Source organism: Coprococcus sp. AF38-1 (assembly GCF_003603945.1).
GTDB lineage: Bacteria > Bacillota > Clostridia > Lachnospirales > Lachnospiraceae > Coprococcus > Coprococcus aceti.
On sequence record NZ_QVGO01000002.1, the window covers coordinates 267,014 to 284,688 of the forward strand.

Consider the following 17,675-nt stretch of genomic DNA (forward strand, 5'->3'; position numbering starts at 1 on the left):
AACCATGAGCACCAGCCGTTTTAAGCTGCCACATTCTGATATCAATAATATATTTACAATTATAATTGCTGTGTTTTTCAATGTACACTAACCAAAAGGCTAGTAACAGGCGGTGAAAACAACTTTTTTATAAAAAAATCCACAGAACGTACCGTCTATACTGTACGCCCTGTGGATCGTAATAAGCATCTTGGCTATTCTGATACATGCCATATATAAAAGGATCACTCCACCGACTTAAGCGACTCCGCCATATTTATCTTATCAAGCTTGACTGACATGACTCTGTTGACAAGGAAATTGAACACAAATGTCAGAACGATACTGTACACATAGCTCATCGGCGCTATATACGTATCAAATGCAACCATATCCACCTTGATCTGGCCTATGACAAATGCATGTAAAAAAACTCCAAGCACAAGTCCCACAGCGATTCCGAATGTCGTCAGGACTCTGTTCTCCCTGAACACATAAGCTGAAGTCTCGTTTTTGAAAAATCCCAGAACCTTTATGGTTGCAATCTCCCTGAGGCGCTCTGTGATATTGATATTTGTCAGGTTGTAGAGAACGATAAATGCAAGTGCACCAGCCGAGAGTATGACTACAATTACTATATAATTCAGACTCTCCATCATCTTAGATATTCTGTTCTTCATATCCTTGTTGATAGTCACTGACGCTGTTGCTGCATCACCCATAAGATCGGCAGATATCTCATGCGAATCTGCGCCTTCCTCAAGATTGAAGTACACCGATTTGTACTGAGGTGCTTCCCCCATCTGATCCTCATATGTTTCAGGTGATATATACACATAGTTGTATACATGATTCCTGAATATGCCTGATACGGAAACTCTTATCTCTTTCATCTCGCTGTCTCTGACCGTTATTACATCGCCTGTTTTGATGTCGTACTGTTCTGCCAGCGCAGTATTGATCACAGCTTCCCCTTTGCCCGGATATTCTATCTTCGCACCATCTTTATCAGCAAACTTCATATACCTGTCAACGTGCTCAGGTTCTTCCATGATGACCATGTTCACGGACTTTACGCCACCATCATGAACCAGATCCCAGGTAGATTCACTGACGAGATCATAGCAGGAGGTATCCTCCTCCAGCCGGTCTTTCAGACTACTGAAGCGCTCATCTTCTCTATCACCCGCAATCGATGTATTCAGCGTTATCACTCCATCTCCAACCTGTATCTCCCCATATTGATTGTCCGCAAATCCGCTTATGGAATCGTTTATTCCAAAGCCTGTGAGCAGCAGCGCAGTACAGCCGCTTATTCCTATTATCATCATAAAAAAACGCTTTTTATATCTGAATACATTTCTGACACTTACCTTTCTCAGAAATTTCAGTCTCTTCCATATAAATGGGATATGCTCAAGGAACACCCTCTTGCCCGGCTTCGGAGCCTTAGGTCTCATAAGACTTGCCGCAGTCTCAGAAAGCTCGTATCTACAGGAAAACCAGGTTGTACCTACAGTGCACAAAAGGGATGCTGCCAGCACGCCAATAACCAGCGTCCAGTCTGTGGTTCTCTCAAGTGGCAGATGTATATACATCATATGATATGCATACCAGATAACCTCCGGAAATACATATGTACCTATAAGATATCCACCTGCACATCCTACTACAGCCGCAGTTCCCGAATAGATCATATATTTTCCCATGATCGCCGCCTTGCCATAGCCTAGAGCCTTCAGCATACCTATCATAGAGCGCTGCTCCTCAACCATCCTGTTCATGGTAGTCATACACACGAGCACGGCAACCAATATAAAGAATACCGGAAATACCTTTGCAACTCCATTCACTATGTCTGAATCGCTCTCAAAGCAGACATATCCGATATTCGTCTCCCTGCCGAGTATGTAATAGTTCACACCATCTGCATCATCCAGCGTTATGTCCTTCACCATATCCTCCGTCATACCCTTTGCCATGAGGATATCCTTATATCTGTCCAGTACACTGGTCTTACATATTGACTCCCATTCGTCCTTCCTGTCGTCTATATAGTCTTCATACTCATCGGCATACAGATCAAACTTTCTGTCAAATTTCACATATACATCGGTGTAGCATTCGCTGTCAAATGCTTCAGGGCTGACATATACAAAGCCCGCGATCTTACCATTTCCAAGGGTTGTGGTGCCTCTTTCAAAATTAATATAAAGAGGGGAGTTGACAGTTCCGACAACGGTGAATTTCTTCACCTTAAGGATATCCTGTGCACTGCTGTCCTCACCTTCTGCTGCATCGTCATCTGCCACCTCTATGACATCACCTATCTTTATACTGTCCATCTTGGCATCTACAACACATTCATCTTCCTTTTCCGGCATGCGTCCGTCCACAAGACTCAGTTTATTGATGTTTTCCGGAACTGACATAGTCTTCAACACCCTGTCATTTTCACCCTGGTTCTTGTATAGGACGTCCAGACTATAACCGCCCTCAGCGTACAGCACATCCTTCTCCCCGGCAAATGAATTCACGTCATCATCCGTATATCCAAGAGTTGACAGAAGATGCAGATCATAGAAATTTCCCTTGTCAAGGAAATTCGATATGGTATTCATCATGTCCGGCTTCGTCATCTTGAGACCCGAGAAGAATCCCACGCCCAGGGCTATGATCGCCATGATGGCTGCAAATCTTCCAAATGTATTTTTTATCTCACGAAATGTCGTGCGTCTCATCATTGATTTCATAGGCCACCTACCATTCCAGATCTTCAACGTTCCTGATGTTATCATTCATAACCACTTTCTCCACAGTTCCGCTCTTAACCGTGATGACTCTGTCCGCCATGGCTGTGAGTGCCTGGTTGTGCGTTATGACTATAACTGTCGTTCCCGTATTTCTGCATGTATCCTGAAGGAGCTTCAACACAGCCTTGCCTGTGTTGTAATCCAGAGCTCCGGTCGGCTCATCACAGAGCAGAAGCTTTGGATTCTTTGCAAGCGCCCTTGCTATGGCAACTCTCTGCTGCTCACCACCTGAGAGCTGTGCCGGGAAGTTCGCCATACGATCCTCAAGTCCCACCTGCTTCAGAACCGTTGCAGCATCCAGCGGTTCCTTACAGATCTGTGCCGCCAGCTCCACGTTCTCAAGTGCTGTAAGGTTCTGTACCAGATTGTAGAACTGGAACACGAATCCCACATCATACCTTCTGTATGCCGTGAGCTGTCTCTTATTCAGAGTTGATATCTCTCTGCCATCCAGCTTCACGCTGCCGCTTGTCAGAGTATCCATACCGCCAAGTATATTCAAGATAGTAGTCTTGCCCGCACCGGAGGCTCCGACTATGACGCAGAACTCTCCCTTTTCTATCTCAAAATCCACATCGCGCAGAGCATTGATCTCCACCTCTCCTGTCTTGTATACCTTCTTAACATCTTTAAATTCTACGTAGCTCATCCTGCACCATCCTTTCACTGTTCTTTCTTACAATCTCATCCAGACTCCACAGCCTTGCCTCGGTCACCCTGTCAAATTTGATCTCTATCCACTCTTCCGTTCCAGGCTTATATATTCCCGCAAAATCATCATTTTGTATTATCTCACAGTCCATCTCCAAAATAAACTTCTCTTCATCATCAGAGAGAACGACAACTGTAAAATCCAGATTTTCTTCCCCCGGCAAAATGTACCGATTTATCAAATGCCCCTCCAGAAGTCCGGGATCGTCAACAAACAAAACTATATGCCTATATCCGCCTACATTCTCGCTATTCACAAAATAATCCAGAGTACCATTTCTTTTCTGAAGCTCATTTGCCAGCATGTCTAACAAGCCCTTCACATCAGCTTCTCCTGCGGCAAAAGAGATTTCTCCATTCTTACGGTCCGCCAGATAAAGCTCATCATATCCTACCCATTCACCATCACCCGGATCACAGGCAAATGCTAGCTGAATCCTGTCATTTGTCTCATTTATCTCAAGCTGGCCTATGATATTTCTCGCTATATCAAATGCACTCTTTTTATTTCCATCACTTACTATTCCTATAACCCCGGTACGGCTGAGATCCAGCACCACCGGCAAGTCGTGGATAACTGCCGTTTTTATCTTCACCTCATTTGCAACGTCTGTGAGCTGTACCTCTCTCTCCCGCTTTCCGCCAGCCTCCTGAACCACCACATGATCAGATATATCCACACTGCCAAGCCCCAGTCTGACCATAAGATGATTGCAGGCCCTCGATCTATTCAGACATTCAGCCTGTGCCTCCGAAAAAAGGATTTGGACTACAGGATTGAATCTATCTCTCATATTATCCAAAATTTCCGTCTTATCGATCTCGATCAATCTGCACAAATGCTTTGCATAATTATTTCTCCTGATAGATTCAAGCTCCCCACGTTTCTCTTTCCCCGGTCTTGTCGAAAAATCCGCTATAGTACCCGGGATTACCCGCATCACTCCGAGGCCAATACACATAAGTATGAGCATAATGAAACCATACAGGTCTATGCCGGCGAATCCTATTGGATGCCAGCGCCCTCTATAGTAATACCCTTTCATGTCAGGATTCCTGCCCTTACCATTTACTGCCATAACTATCACGATCACTGCGATCACTGCCACAATGAGAATTTCCACCAGAAGTATCTTCATATTAAGCTTGTTCTGATTTTGGGGCGTAGAGGCCTTAGGCAGTACAAGCTTGTCCGGCGGCAAAAGCTTCTCATCCAGCTTACCCGTTTTTCTGACCTTATCTGTTGTTTCCGTTCCTTCCGCATTCTCCATATTTTTCATATTCCCCATGTGTCCCAAATCTATTATCCCATCAACACTCAATATATTTTAGTTCGAAAATATATCAGTCTGTCAAGTCCGACAATATATCCCATAAATATTTGTTATATATATTATACATCAGTAACCCCATATTCAGAAATCAAATTTATATATTGCTGTTCCCACGACAAAAAAAGTCCCTCATACCTGCCTCGTGCAGATACAGGGGACTTTCGTCTCATATCACTACTTATGCTTTTTTGACTTTGGTGTAGCTGGTTCTTCAGCTGCTGCAGCGTTATGATTTGCTGTCGCATATACCTTCTGAACTACTTTCTTTTTCTTCAATGGATGCTTTGGGTTCTTATCCATTTTGAACACTTCCTTTCTGTTTTCCTAAAATGTTATATAACAGAAATCTGCAGTGCATATACCGAACGGTCATGTGCACCACCGGTTGTGCTATCCTTTTCTTATCTTTGACTATGTTATAGTCCTCTATGCTAGCAATGTCAAGAGGTGAGTGCTAATTATTTTGTGAAGATTTTGTGAAGATTAGGTACTCGCATATTAACCGGGAAAGCGTACTGCCCCTCGGCAAAGATATGGTTCAGATACCCCCAATTCCCCCGCAGTTCATTGACACCATTTTCTCAATTGGATATATTGTGGGTGTTATTAGCAAAAAGGAGCTGACAGCCATGCCGAGTCATCCCTTAAAAACAGGGACATAAAGACCCCGATGCAAATCGGATTATAGAGGCAAATATAGTCTACAATGTAAAAACCGGCGAACAGCTTACCAGGAGCAGACAAAATGTCAAAGGCTTTGAAGAGCTTCTTGACTGTGCCGGTGTCCTGTTCCTTGAAAATAACCAGACAGGAAATCTGATCATCAATCCCCCGCTTTCATCCACCGATGACCTGATGAAATATATGCAGATAGATTTTCTGCAGCCGATATACACACTCACATTCAGCAACGGGCCTTGATGCCGGTTCGTCAGCCGCAGTCTCCATCATCGGCGGTGCGGACGGACCTATGGTTTTATTTGCATCACTCAAGCTGGCACCGGAGCTGTTTGTCCCTATATCTATAGTGGCTTATCTCTACCTCAGCCTTACATACGGCGGCTACCCGTACCTCATCAAGCTGCTCATACCGAAAAGCATGAGGGGCAATGCCATCGTCAGGGAACAGAGAAAAAGCAAGATCACATCCAAACAAAAGCTGGTTCCTGAATGAACAGGTGCTCAAGCTCCTGATCCTTGGAATGCTCGCGCTGCTCCTCTCAGGTATCGGCGGAATCGTCGGAGGCTACATCGTATACCTGTTCAAACGTGGAAACTTCAACCCTACTGTCGGTATTGCCGGAGTGTCATGCGTACCTTCAACCGCAAAGGTCGCCCAGAAGGCGGCATCAAAGGCTGACCCCTCAGCATTTATTCTCGACTACGCCCTAGGCGCGAACATCTGCGGAGTTATAACGACTGCGATACTTACGGGAATTTATATAACGCTTTTGAGTTAAAATTACATGGTTTTATATACACAAAATGCCACAGCAGTTTTATGCTGCTGTGGCATTTGCTTTACCCTATTGCTTTGTGTATAGATTTAACTGATTGTCTGTGTCACGTCCTGCATACATTACTCTAAGAATGGTTACAACCTTTTTATCGCTATCAGGAATATAAAATACCACATAATTATCTACTAGTAATACACGAAGTCCACGGCTTTTCCACGGCTTTTCCACGGTTCTTTCTCGTATCTTCGATAACGCTCCGGCATCGTATCCAGACTTAATATCTGCTCTTCCAGACGGTCAAGCTGTCCGCTTGCGTTTTGAGGAGATTGTAATTCAAAGGCAATATATTCAAAAATTCCTCTCAGATCATTGTCAGCCTGCTCGGATATCTCTAATTCATATATCATATTCCATAATCCTTACGAATGTCAGTAAAGGCCTTTTTAGCATTTTTCGTCCGTCCAGCCTGCATATCCGCATATCCTTTCTCCAATTCTTCATCGAACTCTGCATCTGATAATGTGCTGATGTCAACAGGTCTGTCATATGGTATTTTTACCTCAAATGGAAGTCCTCTCTGTAAGATAATCTGTTTATAAAACATATTTATAGCACTAGAAGCAGGGATACCCAGTGTAGCCAAGATACTTTCTGCTTTTTCTTTGACATCTGGTTCAATCCTTGCATATAAATTTGCAGATTTTGTAGCCATATAAAGCATCTCCTTTCATAAGTAGTGTTTCCATGCTTCCCACTCTTTAATGTTAATTGCGCTACGGATTGTTTTATATCATTTTTCCCTCAAAATCCTGTAATTCATGAAATATATTATCTACTATAATACGTTCTCCTTCTATTCGATATAACATAAAATATCTATGTCTTTCAAAATTAATTCTTCTATATCCCAGCTTTCTCAAGCGCAGATTATCACATAGTTTCAAACTTGAAGCAATTTTTTCCAAATTTCTTTTCGTATTCTCAAAGTCCTGAAGAACATTTGCTGCAGCCTGTTTACTATGTTTTTCAAATAAGAGATATTGAATAAAATTATCCAAATCATTCTCTGCATCTTTTGTCAAAACCACCTCATAAGTCATACTTCTTCCTCATATCATCTATCACAACATCAGCATCACGACATTCACCTTTTTCAGCATGTTGTCTTGACTTCGTCAGTTTGTCTATCATCTGTTCCTCTGTCATTGCCACATATGGATCTGTAACAACCCTTTTTATCTCAAATGGAAATCCATTATTTGCAACTGCCTGGGTAAGAAAAATTCTTATAGCTGTCGTAGTATCTGTTCCAAGATCATGAAATAATTTATCTGATTTTGACTTAAGATCATTGTCTACCCTTACCTGTATTGTGCTTGCCATTCTCATGCACCTCCTAGTATTAATAATATGCAACTTCACCGCTTCTTTATAAATTATAATACTTAATTTATGCCAATTCAATACAAATGTATTGTTTTAGTAGTGATATTCCATATGCAAACACTATGACATCAGCATCCTTCACATCTTCATATATTTCTATCATGTCATCCTGAATGAGATCATAGTTTCATTTTCACTCTATATATGATAATATGATTACGGTTAGATATATCTAACCGTATGAGTGGAATTAGAAATTACAACACAATTATTGAACGGAGAAAATACAATGAAGATAACAAAATGGGATGAACAGGCAGCCGAGGATATCGGCCATGCGTTTGGATATTACGACTACGGGCAAGAAACAGGTATGGGCGTGTTCTACAGCAGCAAAGAGGCAGTGGCAAATTACATAGCCGGCTACGTTCGTATGGCATTTGAGGGACAAATGCTCTACGCGACCAGCGAGCGGGGCGAGGGGTATATCGCCTACACCCTGCCGGGACAGAAAATGAATTTCAAAGCTGGCATGGCTATCCTCAAAGCTCTGTTTCACAACATGAGCCTTAAAGAGATGATCCGCATGGGAAAAGCTCTGTCCAAGGGAGGAAAATCCCTTCAGGATCGAATGAAGAAAGAGAAGAAAGATTTTATATTCGTCGGCATGGTCTGCGTCCGCGAACAATACCAGGGACAGGGATACATGAGAAAAGTTCTGGACATGGCTTTCTCTGAGGGAAACAGGTTGCACGTTCCAGTCATCCTTGAGACGGATGCCAAGTCAAAGTGCGACAAATACATGCATCTCGGCATGGAGCTTGAGGGTGTGCGCGATATGGGTGCTTATGGTAAGATGTACGATCTGATCAAATATCCTGATTAGAAAACTAAAAATGTCAGCTAGATATGAGTCCCAAACCATTGCTCATATTTATCTGGCATTTTTAATTTTATCTTTTTGACTTAATCTTGCTCTTCTGTGCATAAAATTTTCGCTTATTTGTTATAAACCTCCAAAAAGATACAAACTTTCGATTTTCTGTATCCTTTGCGCATTTTTCGTCAGAAAAAAGAAAGTTTTTTATCTTTTTAGGATAAGTCGAATTTTTCTACCCCAATATCACCATTCCCCTTAATAATCTTCTTGACATCTCAGCCTCAAAAGATAAAAATAGCAAGTGACTGACTAAAATTCAGCAAAAGATTCTATAGATACGAGGTTAGACAAATGTACCAGATAATGACAGCCGACGAGGCAATGGAGCTTATAAATGACGGAGATGTGATCGCGCTCAACTCATTTCTCGGCATAGATATTCCAATCGAGCTTCACGAGGCATTATATAAAAGATACCAGAGGACAGGTTCGCCGAAGCACCTCACAGCTATATCAAGCGCGGGCTTTGGTGCGTGGGATGAGAACAAGGCGGCAGAGGGATACATAAGAGACGGCGCAGTTGACAAAATCATCTGTGGACATTTCGGAGCCATGTACAGCACCAAGAAGCTTGTCCTTGAGGACAGATTTGAGGCATACAATCTCCCACTCGGCTGTATCTCACACGCAATTCGTGCGCAGGCCGGCGGACTTCCGGGAGCGCTCTCCAAGGTCGGGCTGGATATATTTGTCGATCCGAGACTTGAGGGACCGGGAATCAACAACATATCAAAGGATGACTCACTTGTAAAATACGTAGAGCTGGACGGTGAGGAATTCCTCTACTACAAGCTGCCGCTTATCAACGTGGCTATCATCAAGGGAACTGCTGCCGACCGCAAGGGCAACATCTCATTTGAGGATCTGTTTACCGCAGGAGATGCGCTGTCCATCTGTCAGGCTGTAAAGGCAAATGGCGGAAAGGTCATCGTGCAGGTTGACAGACTTGTGGCAAGGCCATCAAGACCTCACAATACCATCATTCCGGGATGTCTGGTTGACGCTATCGTTGAGATACCGCCGGAGCCAAGACACGCATCATACGAATCCCTGACAGGAAGTTTTGAGATTCCATATTCACAGTGGCAGGACTGGGCTGAGATGCTTTCCGGTCGTACCAAGACAAAGAATGTCGTCAATACAAGCGCAGAGATCATTGGAAGAAGGGCTGCTCTGGAATTGAAACCGGACGATATAGTCAACATAGGTGTTGGAATTCCGGAGACTGTATCCAAGTATGCCAGAGAGAACGGTATTCTGGACAAGATAACCCTGACCGTAGAATCCGGAGGTGTAGGAGGATTTCCTGCATCGGGCAAGGTGTTCGGCGCTGTTATCGGCGCAGACTCCATATATGACATGGCAAACCAGTTTGATCTCTACAACAATGGCGGTCTTGATATCTGTTTCATGGGCGGAATCGAGGTTGACAGGTTCGGGAATGTAAATGCCCACAAGGGTCCTGGCGCATTTGCCGGTGTAGGCGGATTTGCAAATATCACTGCCAAGACAGCAACCGTTGTGTTCTGTCTCACATTTGACACGAAGGGGCTTGCCGTGGAGGACAATGACGGCATCGTGACCATCAAAAACGAGGGAAGCATTCCTAAGTTCGTAAACGATGTCAGAAGCATCAGTTTCTCAGGAAAACGTGCGCTGGCAAACAGGCAGAGAGTTATATACGTCACAGAACGATGCGTATTTGAGCTCACTGAAAAGGGACTTAAGCTCATTGAGGTGTACCCGGGAATTGATCTTGAACATGACATTCTGAACAAGCTTCCTTTCAAGGTTGAGGTGGATGAAAGGCTGCGATAGCTAGAAGTCTGAAAAAAATAAATCCTAATATAAAAAGGTCGTGAGAAGATCCCTACTCAAAATCTTCCCACGATCTTTTATGTACATCATTTTCTTATCTACATTAACTTTCTCACAATAACTAATGTTTCCCCACCAGCTCCACGCACACAATCTCTGGATAGTTAAACAGCCTCACCGGAATCACACTGTTGCCAAGGCCGCGGCTGACTATCATCTCGGTGCCATTCATATAATATTCACCTGCTGTATATTCTGGAAGAAATCCCTGATCCGGCGCCACTATCCCGCCGACAAATGGAAGTCTGAACTGTCCACCGTGGGCATGTCCGGAAAGCACGAGATCAACACCGATGCCGGCATACCTGGCAAGGTATTGTGGCTCATGTGCAAGAACGACCGTGAACTCCTTTTCATCACTAAGCAACGCCTCCAGTGTCCCATCCGCAAGACTTTTATCGTCCAGCCCAACCAGCCTGAACTTTGCATCACCCCTGGATATCTCCACAACCTGATCATCCAGAATAACCGCCCCTGCACGGGTAAGTCCAGACATGAGCTCATCATACTCAGAAGCCTCCAGCCAATACTCATGGTTGCCTGTGACATAGTATACCGGACATATTTTCACGATCTCATCCACAAATTGGACTGCGCGGTCTACATTTGTGTGATTTGAGTCCACAAGATCTCCGGTCAGGACGATCATATCAGGTTCACATTCTCTTATCCTGTCCACCAGTTTCTGGTTATTCTTGCCAAACTTTGCATTGTGCAGATCCGATATTTGAACTATCCGATAGCCATCAAGATCCACACCAAGTTTCTCTGCCGCATATGTATAATGTGTGGTTTCAAGGTGTTTGTTCTGAAAATTGCAGAACAATATTATGACAATCAATATACTCAGAGCAATTGCCAATTTTATATATTTCTGCTTTTTCGTATTTCTACTTTTTTGTTTTTTAGATTTTCCTTTCATTCGCAGCCCCACTTTTAAATTCCCCATTTCCCCTGTTTCTGAGTATCAGCCCACATAAAATTTTACACATAATCAGATGCGTCTATAGTTTCATCTGTTTCTTCACCATTTGAAGAACACGCAGCTCCCTCTTTATCATAACCTCATCGAAATAATTCTCACTGTGATACTCGTCATTTGCACATATCGCCTCATCGATTGGCAAGACTCTTAGCACAAATCCCGCCTCTCGCTCATATTCATCAAGTTCCTGTCCTATATTCGCAGCTTCAACATCACATATATAATAAAAGTTTTCCTGTTCAAATATCGTATTCTCCGATTTATCACTCTTCTGTCTTCGAAGTACACTTCCAAATTCTCTTATGCTATCAGGGATGACCACAAGCCCGGTCTCCTCGCGGACCTCACGGACAAGAGCTGCCTTTTTGTCCTCTCCGCCTTGAATACCGCCACCTGGAAATTTGTAATAGTGCTCCCGCCCACTGTAGACAAGGGCTATCTTGTCTCCCTGCAGGATGATTCCACGTGCCGATGGTCTGCAGTATACCTTGTAGCCCGCTTCGTAGTCCTTTATATCTATGTCAAATAATCTTTTCATCTCTTATTCGACCTCCGCCAAATCTTTCTCTCCCGGGCCTCCTTTATCAGCATATCGCGAAAATCCGGATGAGCTATGGAGATGAGCGCCTCAGCTCTCTCCCATGTGGAGCGTCCCTCAAGGTTGATGACTCCGTACTCTGTCGCAAGGAAATACACCTGACTTCTAGGGGAGGTGATGATATCTCCGTTGAACTGTGGCTTAACCCTGGAGTGTTTCACTCCGTTCCTGTCGGTGTGGGTGGAGCTCATGCATATAAACGCCTTGCCGCCATGGGAGCCAGATGCTCCGATCAGGAAATCAAGCTGTCCGCCGGTTCCGCTGATCTGGCGTGAACCGCTGCTCTCCGCCGCCACCTGTCCGTACAGATCCACAGCCACGCAACTGTTTATTGATACCATATTATCTATCTGCGATATGACATACGGTCTGTTCACATATTCAAGTGGGTACGCCGCTATCCCAGGATTGTCGTCCAGCCACTCATACAGCTCATTTGAACCGATGGCGCAGCCAAATACGCCTTTTCCACGGTCTATGTTCTTGTATTTATTTGTCAGCTTGCCCGCCTTGTACAGGGCCAGATATGCGTCCGAACAGAGCTCCGTGTGCATGGCAAGATCCTTGAGATCTGACTGGGCCAGCATCTCACCCACCGCATTTGGCATTCCTCCGATACCGAGCTGCAGTGTTGAACCGTCCACAATATACGGAATAAGCAGCTCCGCTATCTTCCGGTCAACCTCCCGCGGTGCCTGTGTTTTCACATCAGCAAATGGTTCATGCTCTCCCTCTACGATCATATCCACATCCGATATGTGAATACATTCGTCATATCCGCCGCGTATCTTAGGCATGTGCTCATTCACCTCAACTATCACTATGTCAGCCTTCCTGGCAATAGGGGCAGCCACACCGGTATTCACCGAGAAGTTAAAATAACCATGCTTGTCCATAGGTCCCACCGACACCATGACCACATTCACATGAAGGAAATACTCATAATAAGCCGCATTGTTGTGGAACACCATCGGTATATAATAGCATTTTCCCTCATCGCACAGCTTTCTCTCGTACTGCGAACAGTGCCAGCTGTGATAAACAAAATGCTCCTGACTGTCATCGCACTCTGCAACCTCTATAGGCCCAGCCATCAGATTACCCCTGATCTTCACATCGTGCAGCTCATCTCTCCGCTTTGCCAGTGCCCTGTCAAGTAGTACAGGTTTTCCAAGGGACGATGTGTAATCGACCCAGTCTCCATCCTTGACACACTCCACCGCAGCCTCCGGTGTACGCAGCTTTTCTCTATACATTTGCTGAAAATCGAACATATAAATCCCCCTTTATTGAATAACATTTCACCGCTTGTCCTCCCTCAACAGTCTCAACCACTATTATCAAATAAATCAAATACCATTTCAATATTTTTAGAGATATTCCACACAAAAATATTCATAATATTTTTTCGCCTTCACTGGCACAATGCTCATTTACATCTAATAGCAGAACGCAAAAGAGCCCCCCGCATACCTGCACCTTGCAGATACACGGAGGGCTCTACGAATATTAGTCATCTGTTATTAAGTAATCTCGCATTTCTTACATTATTCGATTGCGATGTAATTACTCTTCTCTACTTTCTTCTGCTCTTCCTTCTTAGGAATCGACAGTTTCAGTACGCCATGTTCATACTTTGCATGAATGTCTTCCTGGGTAACTCCCTCACCGACATAGAAACTTCTGCTCATGCTGCCGGCATAACGCTCACGCCTGATATACTTGCCGCTCTTCTTGTCCTTCTCATCCTTATCCAGACCCTTTGCAGCCTCAATTGTCAGGTAACCATCAGCAAGCTGAACCTTTACTTCATCTTTATTGAATCCTGGGAGATCCATATCTACTTCATATGAATCGTCTGTCTCACGGACATCGGTCTTCATCATGTTCTTTGCATGCTTACCATACAGCGCACGCTCGGTAGGTGCTAACGCTTTACTGAACTCCTTGTCAAAATCCTTTCCAAATGGGAAATAGTCATTCATCCAATCATCAAATAAATCTTCTCCAAAAATACTAGGTAACATAAGTCATTTCTCCTTTCAATCTCAAACAAGTGTCGGAAATTGCGGCTTCTTATGAAGTCCCAAGGCACTTAGACTTTTGTTTACTGTTACTTTCAAAATAATTGTCAAGATAAGCTTTCGGGATTCTTTCTCTTCTTTCTAATCCCTTTCCTTATCTTTGACTATGTTATACACCTGATTGTTAGCACTGTCAAGAGGTGAGTGCTAATTCTTTTGTGAAGATTGTGTGAACGCAAATGGCTCTATCCCTTATAGATACTCTCATTCTTAATTCATTGTAAATGACATTCTCCATAGAATGTGTCACTTCCAGCTGCCTGTAATGAATTCTTGAATTTCTAAGTCCCATATCCATAAAATAGTACTTCATTGGCGTACCGATATAGGACTTTCCCTTAATATCATATCTGTTCGCCTCTTCAATTAAAAAAGCATCCTCCAAATATTCAATATATTTCGTAATCGTTGTTGCTGTAATCTTCGAATTGTTTACGCTTTTAAATGTTTTCTGAAGTTTGTTAGGATTCGTCAACGCACCAATTGCGGATGCCAAAACATCAAGCAATGATTCCATTTCTCCAACGTTTCTGATTTTGTTTCGTTTCACAATATCACTGATATATGTTTCCTGAAACAGATTATCCAATAGATTCACTTTTTGCTCATCCGTTTCGGCTAATACCACCAACGGAATACCGCCATAAGTAATATATTCGTTCCATCCATCATATTTATTTCCATCATAGCAACTCATAAATTCCGAAAAGCTCAAAGGGTACATATGAACCTCATCCCCTCTGCCTCCAAATTCAGTAGCTATATCTCTGGATAAAAACTTTGCATTACTTCCCGTTACAAACACATCGCAATTCTTCTTATCCGCTAAACCGTTAAGCACACTCACAAACTCATCCAGCAACTGCACTTCATCTAAAAGAAAGTAGTATAAATCAAACGCCATTTCAATGATGTGTTTTTCATCCACTCCATTTTCAAGCAAATGATTTTTAAACAGCGTTCGCAATAAATATGATTTTCCACATCTTCTTATTCCTGTTACAATTTTAATCAGACCATTTCCTTCACGATTTATAAGTTGTTCTAAATAGTAATCTTTTTTAATTTCTTTTAATGATTTTGAAAAGCTGTTTAGATACATAAAAGATAATCAGATTATTTTTAACACATATTTTAAACTTGGCTTTGATGATAACTATAAAATAGTTCAGTTTGATCATAAGCTGGCAGAGCAGCATTTTGGAAATAAATACATAGAATATCATTGTGAATTTTTCAGGGCTGCCATTACAAGTATTATAAAAATGTGGTTAAAAAATGGATATAAGGAAAGTCCTGCGGAAATTGCTGACATTATAAGGCAGGAGTATAGAGGAAGGATTGAAATCGACCGACTGAAGTTAACGTTTCGAAGCTCAATCACTATTCAACCCTGCTTTCTTGCTGTCTACGCTTGTCAAATGCCGTTACCGACATCATCCCAAGACTCGCTATTATCTGATTGGCTAGACCTTGGATAAACCGGCTTCCCACCGGCTTGACTACACACCCTTAGCGGGGCGCACAACTGGAAGTTGTCACAACACAACTTCTTTTTATTTGCTGCAACTCCTTACTTTGCTAAATTCATAATACGTTCTGCCATGTTTTCTGGATATAATGTCGCCATACTGGCGTGTCCCATATTTTTCATTTCTATAAACTTTACATGTAGAAAATGTTCTTTTACATATGCTAAATCTTTTGCTCTTTCTTTACGTTCTTTATCACCGTACCAATATTCTAATTTACCCGAATATTCTATAGTACCTTCCGGCATCCTGTAGTTGTTGCATGATTCAAAAGTTCTCCAGATGGTCTTATAACTGATAAAGCGGAAAACTTTCGCCATATATTCTAAATCTTCCTTGCTATATTCATCTGTTGCAAACACCTTTTCCAGAAGGCTAAACCCGCCTGTTTTTCCCATAGAGATCAGCAGAAAATCCTTAACAGCAATGAATCGAGTAAGTAACCATGGTATCTGATATGGTGTGATTCCGCCATCGCATATTGTGTTATTTACGGTAATTTTCTTATCTGCAAGCATTCTTAAAACAATACTACCTCCCATAGAACAGCCATATAGAACATCAATGGTGGTAATCTTATTTTTTACTAACCACTCTGCCAATTCCCCGGCGATATTTTCCACGCTGGTAAAATTTTGCTGTGAATCATTTTCATCATATCCCGGTAATGCCGGAATAATTACATGACAATCCTTTTCCAATAAAGGAATTAGATATTCAAAAAAATCCCACATCACTACAGATGGATGTACCAGAACCACTGTCTTTGCATTACTTTTTCCATATTCATGAATTGTCATTCCTTATCTCCTGTATACTTCCCAATCAATTTGATAACTTCCGATTTGTTACTTTCTATTATACATTATATCGGCAGAATCGAATATCCATTCGATGCCATATTTCTGTAATATAAAAGCCGGATGCGTCAAACCTCAGTGGTTACTGACGAATCCAACCTTTTGTAGTCCGGCAAGCACCTTGTACCACGAACATTATACCGCAATCCACTCATGCAGCACCGCCGAATGTCTTTTGTCTACGTCCTTTCTTGTAGCCTCACACTCATGCGGATGTTGCTGCAAACGCTGATCCATCCGGCGGACATATTTGCCAGCCTCCCAGAAGCTATCATCATCTGCGCCAATCAAAATTAACTTTTCCTTGATATTTTCAACCTTTATCATTTCTTCTTCCGTATGTTCCCGATCTTTTTCGGAATCTATGAACAGGCATGTGGAACGCTCAATATCACCTGAGCCTTTCGTTTCCTCTTCAACCTTTTTCCAATACGTTGGATGTTCGTAAACAAATGGCATATAAGCAAGCGGCTTCCCACGATAGGAAAGTCCTTTCATCAAATTCCAGTTTGAAGCTGAAAATGCTCAGCCTTTTATTCTTGCGTCTTTACCTCCCAGACAGCCACATCACCAAAAGCCCTACCGGCAAAGCAATCACCGCCTGGCTGAACATTCCTATCACCGCATATTTAATATGATGCCAATAATCATGGTAAGCATCCACCAAATCCTCAGTTCCCGGAATTATCATCTTCTTACTATGGCAAAACCACAGACAATCCACCACCAATGCATCAAACCACATCTCAACTACCCACATGATATATCCGTGAAACCATCCTTCAGAGAAAGTACGTGCACCGCCGATATAGTACGCTAATACAGTCTGCAAAAATATGTATCCGATAAATAATCCCAGTTTTCCTATCGTTGCTTTCTTCTTAAGTTTCCCGGAGCTTTCCTGAATCAATCCAAGCTCTCTGCATCGATCCTGTATCGCCTTGGGGTATTCCTGTATCATGCCAAGCTTTCCCTTCTTTGCTATATTGATACCGCAAATTGTGTAAATGATAACATTAAAAATAACTATTTCTAATAGATAATTCATTTTGCCTCCTCATCGAACACCAGCCATGCAAAATCGCCTCGATCTATCTGACAGACGCTGCACTGAT

21 protein-coding genes and 1 pseudogene are annotated in these 17,675 nt (G+C 42.7%); 5 read left to right on the forward strand and 17 right to left on the reverse strand.

The features are described 5' to 3' along the window. Positions 1-224 precede the first annotated feature (224 nt). From DW025_RS03775 to DW025_RS15275, 4 genes are all read right to left on the reverse strand, one after another. Positions 225-2,732 (reverse strand): ABC transporter permease, encoded by a 2,508-nt coding sequence (locus DW025_RS03775; protein ID WP_243104881.1) that lies wholly within the window; start codon positions 2,730-2,732, stop codon positions 225-227. Positions 2,733-2,739: 7 nt separating this feature from the next. Then, complete coding sequence (locus tag DW025_RS03780; RefSeq protein WP_015534070.1) at positions 2,740-3,441, reverse strand: ABC transporter ATP-binding protein; 702 nt, start codon at positions 3,439-3,441, stop codon at positions 2,740-2,742. Then, a complete protein-coding gene (locus DW025_RS03785) occupies positions 3,422-4,774 on the reverse strand; it encodes a hypothetical protein (protein ID WP_119998769.1) in 1,353 nt (450 codons plus the stop codon). Before DW025_RS03785 ends, DW025_RS03780 begins: the two co-directional genes overlap by 20 nt. Positions 4,775-5,011: 237 nt before the next feature. Beyond that, a complete protein-coding gene (locus tag DW025_RS15275; protein ID WP_015534073.1) occupies positions 5,012-5,137 on the reverse strand; it encodes a hypothetical protein in 126 nt (41 codons plus the stop codon). Positions 5,138-5,786: 649 nt separating this feature from the next. On the opposite strand from DW025_RS15275, the gene DW025_RS14930 reads away from it, so the two are divergent. Further along, on the forward strand, positions 5,787-6,011 hold the full coding sequence (locus DW025_RS14930; RefSeq protein ID WP_243104889.1) for a sodium ion-translocating decarboxylase subunit beta: 225 nt from the start codon (positions 5,787-5,789) through the stop codon (positions 6,009-6,011). Beyond that, complete coding sequence (locus DW025_RS14935; protein ID WP_207666796.1) at positions 5,947-6,297, forward strand: sodium ion-translocating decarboxylase subunit beta; 351 nt, start codon at positions 5,947-5,949, stop codon at positions 6,295-6,297. Before DW025_RS14930 ends, DW025_RS14935 begins: the two co-directional genes overlap by 65 nt. A gap of 66 nt (positions 6,298-6,363) precedes the next feature. Here the strand turns inward: DW025_RS14935 and DW025_RS15545 are convergent, their stop codons facing one another. The 5 genes from DW025_RS15545 to DW025_RS03810 form a co-directional block, all read right to left on the reverse strand. Next, the gene (locus tag DW025_RS15545) at positions 6,364-6,525 is read right to left on the reverse strand and encodes a type II toxin-antitoxin system RelE/ParE family toxin (protein ID WP_442872059.1); all 162 of its coding nucleotides are present in this window, start codon (positions 6,523-6,525) and stop codon (positions 6,364-6,366) included. Further along, positions 6,483-6,704: a type II toxin-antitoxin system RelE/ParE family toxin gene (locus DW025_RS03795; RefSeq protein WP_330521884.1), complete on the reverse strand. Its 222-nt coding sequence runs from the start codon at positions 6,702-6,704 to the stop codon at positions 6,483-6,485. The genes DW025_RS15545 and DW025_RS03795 overlap by 43 nt, the downstream gene beginning before the upstream one ends. Continuing rightward, positions 6,701-7,009, reverse strand: a complete 309-nt coding sequence (locus tag DW025_RS03800) for a type II toxin-antitoxin system RelB/DinJ family antitoxin (RefSeq protein WP_118017854.1) — start codon at positions 7,007-7,009, stop codon at positions 6,701-6,703. The genes DW025_RS03795 and DW025_RS03800 overlap by 4 nt, the downstream gene beginning before the upstream one ends. A gap of 73 nt (positions 7,010-7,082) precedes the next feature. After that, the gene (locus DW025_RS03805) at positions 7,083-7,397 is read right to left on the reverse strand and encodes a type II toxin-antitoxin system RelE/ParE family toxin (protein ID WP_117551080.1); all 315 of its coding nucleotides are present in this window, start codon (positions 7,395-7,397) and stop codon (positions 7,083-7,085) included. Then, positions 7,387-7,680, reverse strand: coding sequence for a type II toxin-antitoxin system RelB/DinJ family antitoxin (locus tag DW025_RS03810; RefSeq protein WP_117551079.1), 294 nt, complete (start codon positions 7,678-7,680; stop codon positions 7,387-7,389). Before DW025_RS03810 ends, DW025_RS03805 begins: the two co-directional genes overlap by 11 nt. A 292-nt stretch (positions 7,681-7,972) precedes the next feature. Between DW025_RS03810 and DW025_RS03815 the strand changes: the two genes are divergently transcribed. Beyond that, on the forward strand, positions 7,973-8,569 hold the full coding sequence (locus DW025_RS03815; protein WP_119998771.1) for an N-acetyltransferase: 597 nt from the start codon (positions 7,973-7,975) through the stop codon (positions 8,567-8,569). A gap of 345 nt (positions 8,570-8,914) precedes the next feature. Further along, on the forward strand, positions 8,915-10,441 hold the full coding sequence (locus DW025_RS03820) for a CoA-transferase (protein WP_117551076.1): 1,527 nt from the start codon (positions 8,915-8,917) through the stop codon (positions 10,439-10,441). Positions 10,442-10,562: 121 nt separating this feature from the next. Here DW025_RS03820 and DW025_RS03825 read toward each other — a convergent pair whose 3' ends face one another. The 5 genes and pseudogenes from DW025_RS03825 to DW025_RS03845 all read right to left on the reverse strand — a co-directional run. Continuing rightward, positions 10,563-11,423, reverse strand: a complete 861-nt coding sequence (locus DW025_RS03825) for a metallophosphoesterase (RefSeq protein ID WP_119998773.1) — start codon at positions 11,421-11,423, stop codon at positions 10,563-10,565. Between the two features lie 82 nt (positions 11,424-11,505). Continuing rightward, on the reverse strand, positions 11,506-12,024 hold the full coding sequence (locus DW025_RS03830; RefSeq protein WP_118758127.1) for an NUDIX domain-containing protein: 519 nt from the start codon (positions 12,022-12,024) through the stop codon (positions 11,506-11,508). Beyond that, positions 12,021-13,358 carry an acetyl-CoA hydrolase/transferase family protein gene (locus tag DW025_RS03835; protein ID WP_119998774.1) on the reverse strand — a complete coding sequence of 446 codons (1,338 nt, stop codon included), beginning with the start codon at positions 13,356-13,358 and terminating at the stop codon, positions 12,021-12,023. Before DW025_RS03835 ends, DW025_RS03830 begins: the two co-directional genes overlap by 4 nt. A gap of 273 nt (positions 13,359-13,631) precedes the next feature. Further along, entirely contained in the window at positions 13,632-14,111 is a 480-nt protein-coding gene (locus DW025_RS03840; protein ID WP_118017860.1) for an Hsp20/alpha crystallin family protein, read from the reverse strand. A 259-nt stretch (positions 14,112-14,370) separates the two neighbouring features. Further along, a pseudogene (locus DW025_RS03845) lies at positions 14,371-15,270 on the reverse strand (ATP-binding protein); the annotation flags it as partial. Between the two features lie 16 nt (positions 15,271-15,286). On the opposite strand from DW025_RS03845, the gene DW025_RS15435 reads away from it, so the two are divergent. Further along, entirely contained in the window at positions 15,287-15,649 is a 363-nt protein-coding gene (locus tag DW025_RS15435) for a TetR-like C-terminal domain-containing protein (protein ID WP_243104890.1), read from the forward strand. A 92-nt stretch (positions 15,650-15,741) separates the two neighbouring features. Here DW025_RS15435 and DW025_RS03850 read toward each other — a convergent pair whose 3' ends face one another. The 3 genes from DW025_RS03850 to DW025_RS03860 form a co-directional block, all read right to left on the reverse strand. Next, positions 15,742-16,500, reverse strand: a complete 759-nt coding sequence (locus tag DW025_RS03850; RefSeq protein ID WP_119998778.1) for an alpha/beta fold hydrolase — start codon at positions 16,498-16,500, stop codon at positions 15,742-15,744. A gap of 195 nt (positions 16,501-16,695) precedes the next feature. Beyond that, positions 16,696-17,058 carry an acyl-CoA thioester hydrolase/BAAT C-terminal domain-containing protein gene (locus DW025_RS03855; protein WP_243104882.1) on the reverse strand — a complete coding sequence of 121 codons (363 nt, stop codon included), beginning with the start codon at positions 17,056-17,058 and terminating at the stop codon, positions 16,696-16,698. A 49-nt stretch (positions 17,059-17,107) separates the two neighbouring features. Beyond that, positions 17,108-17,608, reverse strand: coding sequence for a hypothetical protein (locus DW025_RS03860; protein WP_117551388.1), 501 nt, complete (start codon positions 17,606-17,608; stop codon positions 17,108-17,110). Between the last annotated feature and the right edge of the window lie 67 nt (positions 17,609-17,675).